The following is a 17,201-nucleotide window of genomic DNA, read 5'->3' on the forward strand; positions in this document are numbered from 1 at the left end:
GTAAGTCGACAAAAAGGCAAAGCGGACGGGGGCATTGGCACACAAGTTGGCCAACACATTCTAAGGTAAGGGAGAAAGATAAACCCGTTGGGAAAGGACAATAGCTGTGAGCAATATCAAGGTCGGCGTACTTGGCGCCAAGGGCAAGGTAGGGTCCACCATCTGCGAGGCAGTCGAAGCCGCCGACGATTTGGAGCTGGCAGCGGGTCTCGACTCTGGCGATGACCTGAATGAACTTGTCACCGCTGGTGTGCAGACCATTGTTGACTTTACTCAGCCCGACGCTGTGATGGGCAATCTTGAGTTCTGCATTAAGAATGGCATCAACGCCGTCGTGGGTACTACGGGTTTTACCAAGGAGCGCCTCGATCAGGTGCAGCGCTGGCTTGACGACGCCGCCGGTGAGGCCAATGTTCTTATTGCACCGAACTTCGCAATCTCCGCGGTACTGACGATGAAGATGGCGGAGCTAGCCGCTCCGTACTTCGATTCCGCTGAAGTTATCGAAATGCACCACCCTTTTAAGAAGGATGCCCCCTCGGGCACCGCTATCCACACTGCTGAGGCTATTGCTCGTGCTCGCAAGGAAGCCGGCATGGGGGAGCAGCCGGACGCCACTGAGCAAACTCTCGATGGTGCTCGCGGTGCTGAGGTCGAGGGCATTCCGGTGCACGCAGTCCGTATGACCGGTTCGGTGGCTCACGAGACCGTTATCTTTGGTGCAGAAGGGCAGTCGCTCACCATCAAGCAGGACTCCTACTCGCGCACCAGCTTCGTACCAGGCGTTCTGCTGGGTGTGCGCAAGATTGAGGATTTTCCGGGCCTGACTGTGGGACTGGAGCCGTTCCTGGGACTTTAATGGCCGGGAGTTAACTGAAAATGTCTGAAAATGTCACTCTCAAGGCGCAGCTAATCGCCGCGACCAACTTCTTCCCGCCGGAGGACATCGACTTTGATACCGATGCCGATGGTGGGGAAGCATTGATTGAGTTCTCCGGCAGGGCTTGTTATGAAACGTGGGACAAGCCCAATCCACGAACGGCGACGAATAGGGGATATCTGCGACATGTGCTTGAGGTAGGCCACACCTCACTTTTTGAACACGCAAGTGCAAGCATCTATGTTCGTGGGCTGTCGCGCTCGTGTGCACATGAACTCACACGGCACCGCCACTTTTCCTTTTCGCAGTTGTCGCAGCGGTTTGTGCCGGCCAGTTCCAACAATGTTGTGGTTCCTCCCGCAATTGCGGAGGACCCGGATCTGTTGCGAGTTTTCGAAAGCGCGGTTGATCAGTCCCGTTTCGCCTATGGTGAGTTATTAGACGCACTGGAAGAGAAGTGGGCCGACGAGCCCAACGCTATCTTGCGGCGAAAGCAGGCACGCCAGGCAGCCCGGGCGGTTTTGCCCAATGCCACCGAAACTCGAATCGTGGTTACTGGTAATTTCCGGTCTTGGCGCCACTTCATTTCGATGCGTGCGACTGAGCATGCCGATGCTGAAATTCGGGAGTTGGCAGTGGCTTGCCTGCGGGAGCTGCAGCGCTGTGCTCCTGTTGCTTTTGGGGATTTTGAGATTAACACTCTGAAGGATGGGTCGGTCGTCGCGTCGAGTCCTTACGCCTTCGAGGGGTAATCGCACGTACAGTGTGAAGATATAGTCGATTGAGATTTTTAAGAAAAGGTAGTCAACAATGAGCACAGGAATTGCGTCAACTCGCGGTGCTGACATTTTCGGCACCGTCGCCGTAGCTATGGTGACCCCTTTTGATAAGGACGGAAACCTCGATGTCAAGGCGGGTGTGCAGCTCGCTGGTCATCTTGTAGACGGTGGCTGCGATGCACTCATTCTGGCCGGTACTACCGGCGAGTCGCCTACTACGACGGTTGAGGAAAAGCTTGAGCTTCTCCGAGCTGTCCGTGCAGAGATGGGTGACGAGGTTAAGCTCGTGGCCGGTGCCGGCACCAATGACACGGCCGGGTCCATCGAGCTGGCAAAGGCTTCTGTGGAGGCGGGCGCGGATGCGCTGCTCGTCGTCACGCCGTATTACTCCAAGCCGTCCCAGGAGGGGCTGTACCGTCACTTTACGGCAGTGGCTGACGCAACCGAGGCGCCGGTGTGTCTGTATGACATTCCACCGCGTTCGGTTATTCCGATTGAAGTTGATACCATTTACCGGTTGGCGGAGCACCCGAGAATCCAGGCTGTTAAGGACGCCAAGGGGGATTTGGGAGCTGCCGCCGGCATTATCGCTAATACTGATTTGGCGTGGTACTCCGGTGACGATGTGCTGAACCTTCCGTGGCTGTCTATTGGCGCCACCGGGTTTATTTCCGTTATTGGACATGCAGCCCCGCAGCTGCTGGCTGAGGTGCGCTCTTGCTTTGACAAGGGAGACCTTGCTGGTGCGCAGGCTGCCCACGCGAAGATGACTCCGCTGTTTGCCGCTCAGGCTGCACTTGGCGGTGTAAGTTTTGCTAAATCCGCTCTGCGTCTGCAGGGCATTGAGATAGGAGATCCACGCTTGCCGCAAATTGCAGCAAATGACCAGCAGCTTGAGGTGCTTGAAGAAGCTATGCGGAAGGCAGGTGTTCTGTAGTGGCTGAAGGACGCAATCGCGCCCGCAAGGTAACTCGTAAGGCTGGTCCGCCTTCCGAGTCCGACGTGGCTGCAGCAGAGCAGTCCAATAACTCTGCATCCAAGGGTTCCGACAAGGGTGGAGCTAAATCCAACGGCTCGAAGTCCTCGCAGCGTTCCGGTGAGCGTAAGAACTCCGGTAACGCTAAGAAGTCCCAAGGTTCCTCGAATTCTTCCAACCGCGGTTCCCGCGGTGGTCGCGGTGGCCGTGGAGGTAATCGCGGAAATAGTTCGAGGGGTGGCCGTGGCGGACGCGGTGGCAACCGTCGTAACGTAGTCCAGTCGATGCAGGGTGCGGACTTGACCCAGCGTCTTCCTGCACCGCCGAAGGCCCCCAAGGACGGCCTGCGCGTGGTTGCACTGGGCGGTATTTCCGAAATCGGTCGCAATATGACCGTGTTGGAGTACAAGAACCGCCTGATCATCGTCGACTGCGGCGTGCTGTTCCCGAGCTCGGATGAGCCGGGTGTTGACCTGATTCTGCCTGACTTCTCCTACATGGAAGACAAGTGGGATCGCGTGGAAGCTCTCGTGGTCACCCACGGTCACGAGGACCACATCGGTGCTATCCCTTGGTTGCTCAAGCAGCGCGCGGACATCCCGATTATTGCTTCTCGCTTTACCCTGGCACTGATTCAGGCCAAGACACAGGAACACCGTCAGCGCCCGAAGGTCATCGAGGTCAACGACACCAGCCACATTCAGCGTGGCCCGTTCGATCTGCGTTTCTTCAATGTCAACCACTCGATTCCGGAGTGCCTTGGCATCGTCATTAAGACCGGAGCCGGCATGGTCGTCCACACCGGTGACGTGAAGATGGATCAGACCCCGCCGGACGGAAAGCCGACTGACCTGCCGGCGCTGAGCCGCTACGGTGATGAGGGAATCGACCTCTTCTTGTGTGAGTCCACCAACGCTACGATTCCGGGCTTCTCGGGATCCGAGGCGGAGCTGGCTCCAACTCTGCGCCGTCTGATTATGGATGCCAAGCAGCGCGTTATCGTCGCGGCCTTCGCATCGAATGTTTACCGCGTGCAGGCGGTCATCGACGCAGCTGTTAAGGCTGGCCGCAAGGTTGCCTTCAACGGTCGCTCTATGATTCGCAACATGCGCATCGCGCAGGAATTGGGGCTGCTGACCGCTCCGGAAAATACCATTGTGGAAATGAACGAGGCCGCTCGCATGGCGCCCCACAAGGTCGTGCTGGTGACTACCGGTACGCAGGGTGAGCCAATGGCTGCGCTGTCTCGCATGGCCCGCCGTGAGCACCGTCAGATCACCGTCCGTGATGGCGACCTGATTATCCTCAGTTCTTCGCTGGTACCCGGTAACGAAGAGGCGGTCTTCGGCGTTATTAACATGTTGGCCCAGATTGGTGCCACGGTTATCACTGGCAAGGATGCCAAGGTTCACACCTCCGGTCACGGGTTTGCTGGCGAGCTGCTGTTCCTCTACAACGCAGCCCGTCCGTCGAATGTCATGCCAATTCACGGTGAGTGGCGCCACATTCGTGCCAACAAGGAACTGGCTGTGTCCACTGGCGTGAAGCCAGAGAACGTTGTCCTCGCTCAGAACGGTGTGGTTGTCGACCTCGTTGACGGCCGCGCTCGTGTAGTTGGCCAGGTTCCGGTCGGTAACCTCTACGTTGATGGCGTCACCATGGGTGACGTCGACGCTGACGTGCTGGCAGACCGTGCTGAAATGCGTGAAGGTGGTCTTATCACCGTCACAGCCGTCATCGATAACCGCACTGGTCGTCCGTTGGAGAAGCCGCGGGCTCAGGCTCGCGGTTACTCGGACGACGCCAAGGAAGTGCTCGCAACCGTCGAGCAGGTCGTTGACGATACTCTCTTTGACCTGGCTGGCAGTGGCGAGAACAATCCATACCGTATGGCTCAGGAAGTTCGTCGCCGCACCGAGCGCGTCATTAACCAGAAATGGCGTCGCAGTCCGATGGTTGTTCCGACCATCGTGCCGATGTCCTCAGAGGCAGCCGAAGAGGTCACCGATGAGGAAATCAAGGAGTCGCGCGAAAGCATCTAAGTTTCTAGAGCGTCGTTTAGCGTAAGAGCCCGCATCCACCTAAAGCCGTGTGGATGCGGGCTTCTCCGTGCCTGGTCTAGGCTGGAGCTATGACTTTTGCTGAACGGGAACGTGAAGACCTAGCTAATCTACTGCTCAGCGTCGGCCCCGACGCACCGACCTTGTGTGAGGGGTGGACGACCCGGGATCTTGCCAACCACCTGTACATTCGCGAAAACCGTCTGGATGCCGCTGGCGGGATGTTCGTCAAGGCGCTTTCGGACCGCCTCGATGCTGTTACCGCTGAGGTCAATCGAATGCCCTACGTCGAAGTGGTGGGGAAGTGGGGTAGTGGTGCTCCGCGATGGAATCCAATGAACTGGGCAGACCGCTACGTCAACGCTGCGGAGAACTTCGTCCATCACGAGGATGTCCGTCGTGCCCAGGAAGGCTGGACCGTTCGTCAGCTGCCACCCTCCGGAGTTTCGGACCTGTGGCGTCTGGTCACTACTGCCGGCCGTATGATGTTGCGCGGTTCGACCTCGACCGTGGTGCTAATGCGTGACGACGGAGTTGCGGTGACCCTAATCGACAACAGTGCTAAAGGTGCTCCAGTTGTGACTGTCCGCGGAAGCGTCGGGGAACTGGTGCTGTGGCTCTATGGCCGTGACGAGGTACGCGTCACCATCGACGGTGACGAATCGGGCATCAAGCGCAACAGTCTTTAAAATCACGTTCTCAGTTCTGGACGGTCGCGACAGCACGCCTGTTAAACAATGACACGCGTGTGACTAATGTGAAAACGATCCGGTGTTAGCTGTAAGGTAATGGTCATGTCTGCGACCAGCCGAACCAGAACTGACAATCGTCGTGGATCTTCCCGCTCTGCGGAGACAGATGCCACGCGGCGATACCCCGTGCACAGCGCCACGGAGGAATTCGAGCGCACTCCTAGCGCCATGTCGTTCGTGGCCAATAGCTTGGCCAGCGCCTGGACTGAAACTGCCCGCGGCGTGGCCGGTCTTGCCCGGCGGGTCAGCGGTCGCAAAAATAAGCGAAACGAAGAGGAGAATATGTCGCGGCGCGAAAGAGACGCCGATTTTTCGACGAAGCCCCGTAGGAAGCGTCGTAAAGCAGCTAGCGGCTATGACGATGTAATTGAACCGCCGGCACCGGCCTCCGTGCCAGCTGACGAGTTCGACGCAGACTTCGATGAGGGTGGCGAACCGGGATCGAAGGATGGCCTCGCACTACTCGTGCTGGCGTTGGCGATTGTGCTCGCTGGCTCGACATGGTTCCACCTGGCAGGGCCAGTGGGGGAGTTCATTGAAACGGCAGTGCGCACGCTCATTGGTATCGGCGCTTTTGTACTTCCGGTGCTGCTCGGTGTTGTTTCCGTATTAATGATGCTGGATGCTATGCCGCGCCGTGAACGTCTGACACCTACCATCACTGGAGCTTCGCTGATCGTGGTGGGGCTGCTCGCAATTGTGCATATCGGCTCGGGTCGTCCTGCGGACTGGCAGGGGCGACGTGCAGCTGGTGGCGCAATTGGTGGTTATATCGGTTCGCCGCTAGCAGCCGGGTTTACCTCGTGGGTCGCCGTGGTTTTGTTGCTGGGTATCGTTTTTTACGGCGCTCTGGTGCTCTCTGGCGCGACGGTGCGCCAGCTTATCGATGCCACTAAGGAATACTTCAACTTTTCCGAGTGGTCTTCGCGTCGTGCCGGCGACGAGCCGGAATCGGACGATCCCTACGGCAATGTCGATGACATGCTGGAACGTCGTGCGAGCTGGGATTCCGATACCGCATATGCCGATGAGGACTTTGACCAGCCGACGCAGCTAATTGAGCGTCGCCCAAGCCACAGCAGCCGCACGCAACATTCCTCGTCTCGTTCGACCGGTCGCCCTGCTTACCGAGCGTCCCGCCGTGGCGCGGATAGCCGTATATCCGCACCCGAACCCGCGCCTTACGACGAACCGGATACTGACGGTAACCTCTACGATCTTTTGGACGAAGAGCCGCAGAGGAACCGACAGGCTCCGCGACGTGCCCGTCAGGTTGAGGATGTCGACTACGATTCGGCAAAGACCACAGTGTTCGATGTCCGGAATGGGGCACCGCACTCCAATCGAGTTTCCCCAGTGGAGCCGGCGTTTCCGGCAGCTGAGTACGTGGAGGAAGCTCAGTCGGATGCAGTACATCGCGACACCGCTGAGACAGAATCGACTATTCCAGCTGTCGGGGGCACGAACTACCACGCTGTCGACGAGGATTATGACGAGTACTCCGAGTACCCGACGCAGGAGGCTGCTGCAGCTAATAACAGCGAACGGAATTGTGTTTCCGATTCCCGAGCTCCGAAACAGCCCGCTGTTCAACCTGAGGCCGTAGAGCCGGCGAGCGCGCCGCAGGGCGAGTCGTCTGTCGATGATTCGCGGGATGCAGTGTCTGAGGCTACCCGCCGCACAATGGATGCCATTGCCGCTCGTTCTGGTATCGATGCCTCTAAGATTCCGGCCACAACTCCGAAGTCTGAATTGGAAAAGGATGCCGAGGGTACTTCCGGTTCGTCGGCACGCACGCCGGAATCTGACTACCACCTGCCATCGACTAATTTGTTGATTCCAGGTGAGCGTCCCAAGACACGTACGGCGACGAACGACCGCATGATTGAGGCGATTACTGAAGTATTCGCAGAATTCAAGGTCGATGCTGCGGTGACTGGTTTCTCTCGCGGTCCGACGGTGACTCGCTACGAGGTCGAGCTTGGCCCGGGCGTGAAGGTCTCGAAGATCACGAACCTGCAGTCCAACATTGCCTACGCGGTAGCGACCGACAATGTCCGCTTACTGACTCCGATTCCGGGAAAGTCGGCCGTTGGTATCGAGGTGCCGAACAACGACCGTGAGATGGTTCGGCTTGCCGACGTACTCAACGCGCCCAAGACCGTTGCGAACGATGACCCGATGCTGATCGGTCTCGGTAAGGATATTGAGGGCGAGTTTATCTCGCACTCCATCCAGAAAATGCCGCACCTTCTCGTTGCCGGTTCGACCGGTTCGGGTAAGTCCGCGTTCGTAAATTCGATGTTGGTTTCGCTGCTGACTCGTGCGACCCCGGAGGATGTCCGCCTGATTCTGGTGGACCCGAAGATGGTCGAGCTGACTCCATATGAGGGGATTCCTCACCTGATTACGCCAATCATCACTCAGCCGAAGAAGGCCGCGGCGGCTCTGCAGTGGCTGGTTGAAGAGATGGAACAGCGCTACATGGACATGAAGGCCGCCCGCGTCCGTCACATCAAGGACTTCAACCGTAAGGTCAAGTCCGGTGAGATTACGACCCCACTTGGCTCGGAGCGCGAGTACCGTCCGTACCCGTACATTGTCTGTGTCGTTGACGAGTTGGCAGACCTGATGATGACCGCACCCCGCGATATCGAAGATGCGATTGTGCGCATCACGCAAAAGGCCCGTGCTGCCGGTATCCACTTGGTGCTGGCTACGCAGCGTCCGTCTGTGGATGTGGTCACCGGCTTGATTAAGACGAACGTGCCATCGAGACTGGCATTCGCTACCTCGTCGCTCACGGACTCCCGCGTCATTCTTGACCAGGGCGGTGCTGAAAAGCTCATTGGTATGGGCGATGGCCTGTTCATCCCACAGGGTGCAGGCAAGCCGCGACGTCTTCAGGGGGCCTTCGTCACAGACGAAGAGATTCAGGCAGTAGTCGATGCAGCTAAGGCGCAGGCCGAGCCGGATTACACCGAGGGTGTCACGGAGGATAAGAGTGCTGAGGCTGAGCGCAACATTGACCCCGATATCGGAGATGACCTGGAAGATTTGCTTCAGGCAGTCGAGCTGGTGGTCACCGCACAGCACGGATCGACCTCGATGTTGCAGCGCAAGATGCGAGTCGGTTTCGCCAAGGCCGGTCGACTGATGGATCTGATGGAAACTCGCGGAGTGGTTGGACCGTCAGAGGGATCTAAGGCACGTGAGGTGCTGGTCAAACCAGAGGAGCTCGAAACCATTAAGTGGATGATCAAGGGCGCAAACCCGGAGGATGCTCCTAAGGAAGAAGTAAACGTAGTCGACGCTGATCCGAATCAGTCTATGGCGTAGGACGACCCAGCCTTACCGCCGTTTCTGATTGCGTGTATAGTCGGCACACGTGGAGGGGAGTATCCCCGGTAAAAGTGGATGTTTTCCGCTAGCCCGTGACGGTTATCGTCAGCACGGATTGGACGCACAGACTCGTCTTGCGCACATCGAATCCCGGTGCCGTCACTTTTGCCACTATGGCAGAAGCAGGAGAGACCTCCGGTTCATGTTCGCACGACCGGAGGTCTTTTTTTAATATGCATGTCCCCGCATTGGTATGGATTATCACCATTGTGGTCGTCATGGGTTTTATCGCCTTTGACTTCTATGCACACGTTCGCACGCCGCATAACCCAACTATGAAGGAAGCCGGCATCTGGACCGCTTTCTACGTAGTCTTGGCATTAATTTTCGGCGGAATGGTGTGGTTGTTATGGGATCACCACCGAGGCATTGAGTTTCTATCGGGCTATATCACCGAAAAGGCGCTCAGCGTAGACAATCTATTTGTCTTTGCACTCATCATCGGCGCATTCAAGATTCCGCGCCAGTACCAACAAAAGGTTTTGCTGTTCGGTATTGCGATGGCGCTGGTATTCAGAGGCCTGTTCATTTGGGCTGGTGCGGCAGTTATTGCCAAGTGGTCTGACGTTTTCTACCTGTTTGCAATCTTCCTGATTTACACGGCTATCAAGACGGTGTACGACGAAGCCGTCGATAAGCCGGAACCCGATCCGTCGGATATGAAGCTGATTCAATGGCTGCGTCGAATCGTCCCAATTTCGGACCATTACAACAAGGACAAGCTGACCGTTAAGGAAAACGGCAAGCGTTACTTGACTCCACTTGCCATCGCGCTGGTGTCCATCGGTTTTATCGATGTGATGTTTGCGTTTGACTCTATCCCGGCTATCTACGGCCTGACGGAGGAGGCATATATCGTCTTTACTGCAAATGCCCTTGCTCTCATGGGGTTGCGACAGATGTACTTCCTGCTCGACGGTCTGCTGGATCGCTTGGTGTACCTGGCTTATGGCCTGGGTGTCATCCTGGCCTTTATTGGTGTGAAGTTGCTGTTGCACGCACTGCATGAAAACAACCTGCCGTTTATCAACAGCGGTGAGAACGTGTCGGTGCCTGAAGTATCGACCTGGGCGTCGCTGGCGGTCATCGTCATCGTTCTGGTGGTGACTGTCCTGGCATCGTGGCTCAAGAGCAAGCGTGATGAAAACATGGGTGCGATTGCCCTTCCGCGTGTTCACCACGATGATGATGGAAGCCGCGATGGCCTCGGCTCTCACGCCTCCTCTACTTCTGTCAGTGAGGGGTCAACGTCGGCCGGAAGCGAAACTAACGGTTCACACACCGGTAAGAACGAGCCTGGGCGTTAATCGAACACGATTGTGAGATAAGGTAACAACTGTGACTGCTCCAAGTGCTGATACAAGCCGTGTTTCCAACTGGAACTTGCCCAATTTCCTGACCGTGCTTCGCATCCTCGGAGTACCGGTGTTCCTGTGGGTACTTCTTCAGGAGGGCGGCGAAGCCACCAATTGGCGCTGGTGGTCGTTTGTCGTATTCGCGCTTCTGATGGCGACTGACAAGTTGGACGGGCACCTCGCACGTAGCCGTAACCTCATTACCGACTTTGGCAAGATTGCCGATCCGATTGCCGATAAGGCTCTAATGCTGGCTGCGCTGATTGGTATGAACATCATCGACATTCTGCCGTGGTGGGTGACTGTCATCATCGTGATTCGCGAAGGTGGCATCACCATCTGGCGTATGTTCGCCCTGCGTCAGGGGCGTGTTGTTCCGGCTTCTCGGGGCGGCAAGATAAAGACGGTCCTGCAGTCTGTAGCAGTGGGGCTCTTCCTGATGCCAGTGGACTGGTTGTTCTGGCCGTCCTGGATTGTGATGGTTGCCGCCATTGTCGTCACCGTCGGTACTGGTATCCAGTACATTGTGGATGCGCGAAAGGTCTCGTAGAGAAATTAAGTGGAGGGTAAAGCTGTGAACACAGTCGAACGCCTCGCCCAGAGCGACGAAAACGCTGACGGTGTCGATGGCGTTTCGCTTCAACTCGTCCAAACGCTTACGGCTCGTGGCGAGACTTTTGCAGCCGCAGAATCACTTACCGCAGGTCTTCTCTGCGCTACAGTTGCCTCCGTACCGGGAGCCTCCGCCGTTCTCCGCGGTGGCGTGGTCACTTACGCCACTGACACGAAGGCGTTGCTTGCCGACGTGCCAAAGGATGCTTTGGCCGCATATGGCCCCGTGTCCGAGTTGACGGCCCGGTATATGGCACTTGGAGTGGCAAATAAAGCAGTGGCGGACTGGGGGATTTCGCTAACTGGCGTTGCTGGTCCAGCGATGCAGGATGGGCACCCAGTAGGTGAAGTCTGGTGTGGTCTGAAACCGCCGGGAGTTTCGTACCTTGATGGGGTAACTGCTGTTAGGTTGCCGGTGAATAAAGAGGGGTCGCGCGCGGAGATTCGTCGTCAAGCAGTGGTATTGGCGTTAGAACTGTTGTTGCAGAATCTCGACGGTGAGTAGAATTTTTGAAAATTGGGAACAGGTCGGCCTTCTAAAGCGTTAGAGAAAGTGATGACCAACAATACTGCACTTATGACCATTCGCTACCCAGAGGTAGATAGCGCTGCCGCTTTCGAAGCTTCCATGGATGCCACAGCACCGTCGGCGCGGGTGGCTGTAGGGGAGCAGCCTGGATCGGTTGCAAAGTTAACGGCACAGGATTTGGCGGAACGGGGAGAATCCCGTGAGCCACTCCTGCGAGAGGCACTGGGGGAGACGCTGCGTGATATCCGTTCGCGCAGTGGACAGACGCTGCGTGAGCTTTCTGAAAATGCGGCTATTAGCCCTGGTTATTTGTCTGAGCTTGAGCGTGGACGGAAAGAAGTCTCATCTGAGCTGCTGGCGTCGGTATGCGCGGCGCTTGGTGTGACGGTGTCGGATTTGATGATGGAAGCAGCCACAGCGATGGCCCTGCATTCGGCGAGCCCAGAATTGGCAGCGATGTAGAAATTGGTTGCGGCGGTGGAATTTCATTCCATTGCTCCGGTACTTAGCACCCGAAGACGCTCGGCTTTAGTTAAGATTGGGTGCGCGATAAGCACAGACCTGCTTTGAGGTAGTTGCAATAAGAAAGGTGTATGGGACGCTATGGCTAATCCATTTGTAAAGCTGTGGAATTACTTGATGGCCGCTTTTGATTCCAAGATTGAGGAAAACGCTGATCCGAAGGTGCAGATTCAGCAGGCTATCGAGGATGCCCAGCGGCAGCACCAGGAACTATCGCAGCAGGCAGCGGCGGTGATTGGTAATCAGCGCCAGCTGGAAATGCGCCTTAACCGTCAGCTCGCTGAGATTGAGAAGCTGCAGGGGAACACTCGTCAGGCATTGCAGCTCGCTGACAAGGCTCGTGCTGAGGGGGATACTGCCAAGGCTACGGAGTATGAGAACGCAGCTGAGGCTTTCGCAGCTCAGTTGGTTACTGCTGAGCAGTCGGTAGAAGATTTGAAGGCTCTGCACGATCAGTCGCTGCAGCAGGCGGCTCAGGCTAAGAAGGCCGTCGAGCGTAATTCCATGCAGCTGCAGCAGAAGGTCGCGGAGCGCGCAAAGCTCCTCAGCCAGCTGGAGCAAGCAAAGATGCAGGAGAAAGTCTCTGAGTCCCTGCAGTCGATGAATCAGATTTCTTCGGGGGCTACACCTAATCTGGATCAGGTTCGTGACAAGATTGAGCGTCGTTACGCTAACGCTCTTGGTCAGGCCGAGCTAGCTCAGAACTCGGTTCAGGGGCGTATGGCTGAGGTAGAGGCCGCAGGCGTTCAGCTTGCTGGGCACTCTCGCCTGGAGCAAATCCGCGCAGAAATGAACGGTGGCAACGAGCTCTCTGGTGGCGAGGCTCAGAAGTCCATCGAGGGAAGCGCTGCCTCCAACGTTGACCCTGCTGTTGCTGAGCGCATGCGCCAGCTGCGTGAGGGCAATTAATTCTCCTACTCACCTTCACCACGTGCGATTAGCGAATCACCCATTGCCTTCGAGCGATTAATGGTTCGGATGACCACAGGTACGCCGAAGGCAATGATTGAGCCGGCAGCCCCTCGTGCTTTTCGAGCCTCCAGTACCTCGGCAGCGGCCATAACCTGAAGCGGAATCATACGCAGCGTCAGCGATAGTGCGAGCGCGATGGTGTCGACTGGTAGGCCGAAACGGGCGAACGGCTGCATCGCAGTGGTCAAAGTATCCATGATGTCGCTGACGCGGGTCGTCAGCGTTAGCAATATTGCCGCTGCGATTGCGGCGAGAAGCGCGAGGAAGGTCGTCAGCGCTTGCTCACCCCCGGCGCGCCACCACAGGAGAAGCGAAAGCAGCGCCAAAATGACTACGGCTCCACGGAGCTGTCGGAAAGCAACCATTGGTGGCACCTTGGCCACCGCATAAGCGAGGGTGACAATTGCCAGGGCAATCGCCCCGCCTAGCCAGGTATCCACGAGAATCCCGGTGAGCAATAAAAATGCGATGACAATGATGAGTTTGGGGGCCGTCGGGAGCCTGTGCACAGGCGACTTATGGTTTAGGTAAAGCCCTAACGGGACATCGGCTGGATGAATCATGAGCGGCCTTCTTCCGCACGAGTCATATCGCTGACGTATCGGTCAATAACTTCCTTCGGCGCACCGTCGTCGACGATTTCTCCTGCGCTTACACGGATAACTCGGTCGAAGTCCATAAGAAAATCCAGATCATGAGTGACCACGATAATTTGCTGCTCAAGCTGGGCGAAAATACTCCGAATGTGGAGACGATTGCGCAAGTCGAGGAGCGTAGTGGGCTCATCGGCAATAATGGTCGTGGGATTAAGAATTAACACTGCCGCCAGCGCCAGTAGCTGTTTTTGTCCACCCGAGAGCAAGTGTGGCGAGGCGTCAGCATGATCGGCAAGCCCAAACCGCTCGAGGGCTTCCTGCACCAGCTGGTTGCGCTCATCCTTTGGTAGTTTTCGCTTGCGTAGTGAAAAGGCAATGTCCTCTGCGACTGTAGGCATCACAATTTGATTATCCGCATCAGAAAAGATGAAGCCGACATTCTTGCGAATTGCCTTTGCCTGCTTTGCGACATTCATGCCCTCATACGTGACCGTGCCACCAGTGACCGGGCCCAGGCCGTTAATGAGTCGCACCAGCGTGGACTTACCGCCACCGTTTTCGCCGATAATGCCAATGCGCTTCTCTGTGAGAGTTAGCGTGGTCGGCTTCAGTATCTGGCGTCCCGAATAGGTTGCGGAAGCGCGGTCAAAAGCGATGGTGGGCATAGTGCGACTCGAGACCCTTTCTAATTCTGTGGGGTTAATTGCCCGAGGTGGCTGCTTCCTTAACCAAACGACTTTGCTTACGGTTGGCAGCGTCGGGAAGCAAATCAGGGAAAGCCTGCAGTACTGCAGTAGCAATAAGCGCGGCTACGACAACCTTTGCCACGTCGCCTGGGATAAACGGGACGTTGGTAATCAGTGCGTCGGTGAAGCTAAGTCCCATACGCCAAGCCAATCCGACAGATCCGAAGAAGTACTGTAGTAGAACTCCAACGAGGCCCGCGCCGATGAAGACGCTGATTCGTGAAACTTTCGCCCGTGGTGCTTGCTGGGCAATCGCGCCGATTGCGAAACCTGCAATTAAGTAGCCGACAATGTAGCCCACGGTAGGGCCGGGAAGTGCGGCGAGAAGTGGTTTCCAGCCCGCCATGTTTGGGACGCCCACGAGACCAACAGCCAGGAACAGGGTAGTGGCGAGGCCACCGCGTTTGAATCCGAGAATCATCCCGGCCAGTGCGATGCCCATGTTCTGTAGCACGATTGGCACGCCGAGGCCGCCAACGGGAATGGCAATGCCGCCGAGCACGATGATCAGTGCTGCGAAAGCAGCGATAAGAGTGAGGTCATACACCTTGGAATTATTCACAGCTCTCATCTTAAACCCATGGGTTGAGCACTGTTCAGGCAGGGGAGCGGGGATTAGGTTATGAAAAGAGGGTGGCCAGGTAGGTATCAGTGACAGGTATCTTGTACGTTGGTCTCATGCGATTGGCCGATTTTCACAACTTCGTCAACCACGAATTTGGGCCTCAGCACGGCCCGTGGCTGTTGCATTCCCACGTACTGATGGAATATGGAAAAACTCCCGCGGAATTGCTCGAGGACGGGGTCGAACCTCGGGATATCTGGTGGGCGCTGTGTAGGGAACACGATATTCCCGAAGACCGCTGGTACGGTCCTGACGAATAGGTTCCGGCGTAGACGACGGTGAATGCTTGCCGACGGCTCTTGCGTGTCGTTGCCATTCGAACAGGGTTTCGCATATTATCGAAAGTGCTGATGAAGTCAATCCGTCTGATTCGGTATAACTTCCGGGTGTAACCGGCAGTAGAGGTGTCGCGGACCAATTTGGAACCGGAACGGCTAGTTTCGCGCCTAATTAAGTGTGAGCGAAGTTTCTGTTTTGGATGAAAATCGGGAGACACATTCTCTGAGTACGGCTCCAGAACCCGATACCGTACGCGACAATGACCGCGACAATGACAATGAGGAAGAACAACGAACTATGGCTCGTAAGAAGGCTACGGCTTCGAACCAGGGCAATGATCGCCTGAAGGCGCTCGATGTAGCTCTGGCGAATATTGAGAAGGACTTTGGTAAGGGTGCAGTTATGCGCCTGGGGGACGACAATCGTCCTCCAATTCAGGTTATTCCCTCCGGCAATATCGCTATCGACGTGGCCTTGGGCCTGGGCGGGTTCCCGCGTGGTCGTATCGTAGAAATCTATGGTCCAGAATCCTCGGGTAAGACCACAGTCGCACTGCATGCTATTGCAGAGGCGCAGCGGCAGGGCGGTATTGCCGCATTTATTGATGCGGAGCATGCGCTGGATCCGGTTTATGCGCGCAAGCTTGGAGTAGATACGGACAACCTTCTGGTATCCCAACCAGATACCGGTGAGCAGGCACTTGAGATCACAGATATGTTGGTGCGTTCCGGTGCTATTGACATCATTGTGGTTGACTCGGTGGCCGCGTTGACTCCGAAGGCTGAAATCGACGGTGAAATGGGCGATTCCCACGTTGGTCTGCAGGCGCGGTTGATGAGTCAGGCGCTGCGCAAGATGACGGGTGCGCTGTCCCACACCGGTACCACTGCCATCTTCATTAACCAGCTGCGTGAAAAGATTGGCGTCATGTTCGGCTCTCCTGAGACCACCACGGGTGGTAAAGCACTGAAGTTCTACGCTTCCGTTCGCTGTGACGTACGCCGAATTCAGACGTTGAAGGACGGCCAGGATGCGGTGGGTAACCGCACGCGCTTGAAGGTAGTCAAGAACAAGGTGTCGCCGCCGTTCAAGCAGGCAGAGTTTGACATCATCTACGGCGAGGGCATTTCGCGTGAGGGCTCGTTGATTGACATGGGCGTTGATAACGGCATTGTCAAGAAGTCCGGTTCGTGGTTTACCTACGAGGGCGATCAGTTGGGTCAGGGCAAGGAAAAGGCTCGTATGCATCTGCGCGAGAATCCAGAAATTGCCCAGGAAATCGAAGTCAAGATCAAGAAGAAGCTCGGTGTCGGGGAATTCGCGGAGGTCGAGGACGAGACCGATATCGATGCCCCTGTCGATGTCGTGCCGGACATCGACTTCGATGATTTGGAAGACTAGCTAGCTCGAGGCGTAGTGCCGCGACACACGAAAAGTGAGGACCGTGGAGGATCGTAACGGCCGCGATGTGCGGGAGACTATCGAAAAGCTTGCTCAGCAAATTGCGGAAGCTGACGGTAGTTCGCTCTACGATGCGGGTCGTGAGGAATCCAAGGCCCCGATTCGTGCTAAGGCACTGCGCTTGCTCGATCAGCGAATGCGTTCCCGCAAGGAACTCGTAGAAAGGCTCGAGGCAGTCGAGGAGTTTCCAACCTCGATGATTGAAGAAGTCGTTGATGACCTGACCCGAAGTGGATTGGTCAACGACGAGCTTTTCGCATCCGAATGGGTGCGGCAGCGCTTTGCCAGTCGCGGCAAGTCGAAGATGGTTTTGAACCGGGAGCTGCAGGAAAAGGGCATTGATGTTTCGCTTCGTGCAGATGCGTTGGAGCAGATTACGCACAACGCGGAAGAAGAAGTCGCCCGGAAGCTAGCGGCGAAGAAAGCGGCCACTATTAAAACAGTGGCACCTGACTTCAACTCCAAGCAAAAGGATTTACGCAAAGTCGTCGGTGTGCTGGCGCGGCGTGGTTTCCCCTCTGAATTGTCCATGAGCATTGCTCGGGATCAGTTAGAAGAGCGATACCGGGAACTCGAAGAGGACACAGATTAGCGCCGGTGCCACCGCACGCCGGATTAGCACGCCGGCTGCGGACCCGTCAGGTTTAAAGGGGTC

Annotated in this window: 17 protein-coding genes; 14 read left to right on the top strand and 3 right to left on the bottom strand. The window is 56.5% G+C overall.

Annotated features, from left to right (window positions below):
* The first annotated feature begins 106 nt into the window (after window positions 1-106).
* The 11 genes from dapB (at window position 107) to HMPREF2920_RS08860 (ending at window position 12,776) form a co-directional block, all read left to right on the top strand.
* A complete protein-coding gene (gene dapB / locus HMPREF2920_RS08810) occupies window positions 107-859 on the top strand; it encodes a 4-hydroxy-tetrahydrodipicolinate reductase (RefSeq protein ID WP_049170836.1) in 753 nt (250 codons plus the stop codon).
* Between the two features lie 20 nt (window positions 860-879).
* A complete protein-coding gene (thyX, locus tag HMPREF2920_RS08815; protein ID WP_049170838.1) occupies window positions 880-1,632 on the top strand; it encodes an FAD-dependent thymidylate synthase in 753 nt (250 codons plus the stop codon).
* Between the two features lie 58 nt (window positions 1,633-1,690).
* On the top strand, window positions 1,691-2,596 hold the full coding sequence (dapA, locus tag HMPREF2920_RS08820) for a 4-hydroxy-tetrahydrodipicolinate synthase (protein ID WP_049170841.1): 906 nt from the start codon (window positions 1,691-1,693) through the stop codon (window positions 2,594-2,596).
* A complete protein-coding gene (locus HMPREF2920_RS08825) occupies window positions 2,596-4,677 on the top strand; it encodes a ribonuclease J (RefSeq protein ID WP_070606685.1) in 2,082 nt (693 codons plus the stop codon). The genes dapA and HMPREF2920_RS08825 overlap by 1 nt, the downstream gene beginning before the upstream one ends.
* 89 nt (window positions 4,678-4,766) lie before the next feature.
* Window positions 4,767-5,384 (top strand): TIGR03085 family metal-binding protein, encoded by a 618-nt coding sequence (locus tag HMPREF2920_RS08830; RefSeq protein WP_049170848.1) that lies wholly within the window; start codon window positions 4,767-4,769, stop codon window positions 5,382-5,384.
* A 105-nt stretch (window positions 5,385-5,489) separates the two neighbouring features.
* Window positions 5,490-8,786: a DNA translocase FtsK gene (locus HMPREF2920_RS08835; protein ID WP_049193034.1), complete on the top strand. Its 3,297-nt coding sequence runs from the start codon at window positions 5,490-5,492 to the stop codon at window positions 8,784-8,786.
* 236 nt (window positions 8,787-9,022) lie between these two features.
* The gene (locus tag HMPREF2920_RS08840) at window positions 9,023-10,156 is read left to right on the top strand and encodes a TerC family protein (RefSeq protein ID WP_070854150.1); all 1,134 of its coding nucleotides are present in this window, start codon (window positions 9,023-9,025) and stop codon (window positions 10,154-10,156) included.
* Window positions 10,157-10,187: 31 nt separating this feature from the next.
* The gene (gene pgsA / locus HMPREF2920_RS08845; protein WP_016422605.1) at window positions 10,188-10,754 is read left to right on the top strand and encodes a CDP-diacylglycerol--glycerol-3-phosphate 3-phosphatidyltransferase; all 567 of its coding nucleotides are present in this window, start codon (window positions 10,188-10,190) and stop codon (window positions 10,752-10,754) included.
* Window positions 10,755-10,778: 24 nt separating this feature from the next.
* Window positions 10,779-11,321, top strand: coding sequence for a CinA family protein (locus tag HMPREF2920_RS08850; protein WP_016422606.1), 543 nt, complete (start codon window positions 10,779-10,781; stop codon window positions 11,319-11,321).
* Between the two features lie 51 nt (window positions 11,322-11,372).
* Entirely contained in the window at window positions 11,373-11,807 is a 435-nt protein-coding gene (locus tag HMPREF2920_RS08855; protein WP_016422607.1) for a helix-turn-helix domain-containing protein, read from the top strand.
* Between the two features lie 141 nt (window positions 11,808-11,948).
* A complete protein-coding gene (locus tag HMPREF2920_RS08860) occupies window positions 11,949-12,776 on the top strand; it encodes a PspA/IM30 family protein (RefSeq protein WP_005509356.1) in 828 nt (275 codons plus the stop codon).
* Window positions 12,777-12,781: 5 nt separating this feature from the next.
* Here the strand turns inward: HMPREF2920_RS08860 and HMPREF2920_RS08865 are convergent, their stop codons facing one another.
* From HMPREF2920_RS08865 to HMPREF2920_RS08875, 3 genes are read right to left on the bottom strand one after another with little or no spacing between them, the layout of a single operon-like run.
* Entirely contained in the window at window positions 12,782-13,402 is a 621-nt protein-coding gene (locus HMPREF2920_RS08865) for an energy-coupling factor transporter transmembrane component T family protein (RefSeq protein WP_049170855.1), read from the bottom strand.
* Window positions 13,399-14,100 (bottom strand): energy-coupling factor ABC transporter ATP-binding protein, encoded by a 702-nt coding sequence (locus tag HMPREF2920_RS08870; RefSeq protein ID WP_049170859.1) that lies wholly within the window; start codon window positions 14,098-14,100, stop codon window positions 13,399-13,401. The genes HMPREF2920_RS08865 and HMPREF2920_RS08870 overlap by 4 nt, the downstream gene beginning before the upstream one ends.
* Window positions 14,101-14,134: 34 nt before the next feature.
* A complete protein-coding gene (locus tag HMPREF2920_RS08875) occupies window positions 14,135-14,752 on the bottom strand; it encodes a biotin transporter BioY (protein WP_049170862.1) in 618 nt (205 codons plus the stop codon).
* Between the two features lie 80 nt (window positions 14,753-14,832).
* Here HMPREF2920_RS08875 and HMPREF2920_RS08880 point away from each other — a divergent pair, with 80 nt between their 5' ends.
* From HMPREF2920_RS08880 to HMPREF2920_RS08890, 3 genes are all read left to right on the top strand, one after another.
* Window positions 14,833-15,066 carry a DUF3046 domain-containing protein gene (locus HMPREF2920_RS08880; protein ID WP_005509697.1) on the top strand — a complete coding sequence of 78 codons (234 nt, stop codon included), beginning with the start codon at window positions 14,833-14,835 and terminating at the stop codon, window positions 15,064-15,066.
* Window positions 15,067-15,382: 316 nt separating this feature from the next.
* Window positions 15,383-16,486, top strand: a complete 1,104-nt coding sequence (gene recA / locus HMPREF2920_RS08885) for a recombinase RecA (protein ID WP_049170952.1) — start codon at window positions 15,383-15,385, stop codon at window positions 16,484-16,486.
* A 43-nt stretch (window positions 16,487-16,529) separates the two neighbouring features.
* The gene (locus HMPREF2920_RS08890) at window positions 16,530-17,138 is read left to right on the top strand and encodes a regulatory protein RecX (protein ID WP_049193012.1); all 609 of its coding nucleotides are present in this window, start codon (window positions 16,530-16,532) and stop codon (window positions 17,136-17,138) included.
* Window positions 17,139-17,201: the final 63 nt, after the last annotated feature.

Origin of the sequence: Corynebacterium sp. HMSC075F02, from assembly GCF_001838335.1 — a bacterium.
GTDB classification, from domain to species: Bacteria; Actinomycetota; Actinomycetes; order Mycobacteriales; family Mycobacteriaceae; genus Corynebacterium; species Corynebacterium jeikeium_D.

What these genes read in the sequence shown, in the direction of transcription:
- HMPREF2920_RS08865 (WP_049170855.1), bottom strand. Translation starts at nt 13,402, where the DNA reads ATGATTCATCCAGCCGATGTCCCGTTAGGGCTTTACCTAAACCATAAG.
- dapA (WP_049170841.1), top strand. Translation starts at nt 1,691, where the DNA reads ATGAGCACAGGAATTGCGTCAACTCGCGGTGCTGACATTTTCGGCACC.
- HMPREF2920_RS08830 (WP_049170848.1), top strand. Translation starts at nt 4,767, where the DNA reads ATGACTTTTGCTGAACGGGAACGTGAAGACCTAGCTAATCTACTGCTC.
- HMPREF2920_RS08840 (WP_070854150.1), top strand. Translation starts at nt 9,023, where the DNA reads ATGCATGTCCCCGCATTGGTATGGATTATCACCATTGTGGTCGTCATG.
- recA (WP_049170952.1), top strand. Translation starts at nt 15,383, where the DNA reads ATGGCTCGTAAGAAGGCTACGGCTTCGAACCAGGGCAATGATCGCCTG.
- HMPREF2920_RS08870 (WP_049170859.1), bottom strand. Translation starts at nt 14,100, where the DNA reads ATGCCCACCATCGCTTTTGACCGCGCTTCCGCAACCTATTCGGGACGC.
- HMPREF2920_RS08835 (WP_049193034.1), top strand. Translation starts at nt 5,490, where the DNA reads ATGTCTGCGACCAGCCGAACCAGAACTGACAATCGTCGTGGATCTTCC.
- thyX (WP_049170838.1), top strand. Translation starts at nt 880, where the DNA reads ATGTCTGAAAATGTCACTCTCAAGGCGCAGCTAATCGCCGCGACCAAC.
- HMPREF2920_RS08855 (WP_016422607.1), top strand. Translation starts at nt 11,373, where the DNA reads ATGACCAACAATACTGCACTTATGACCATTCGCTACCCAGAGGTAGAT.
- HMPREF2920_RS08875 (WP_049170862.1), bottom strand. Translation starts at nt 14,752, where the DNA reads ATGAGAGCTGTGAATAATTCCAAGGTGTATGACCTCACTCTTATCGCT.
- HMPREF2920_RS08860 (WP_005509356.1), top strand. Translation starts at nt 11,949, where the DNA reads ATGGCTAATCCATTTGTAAAGCTGTGGAATTACTTGATGGCCGCTTTT.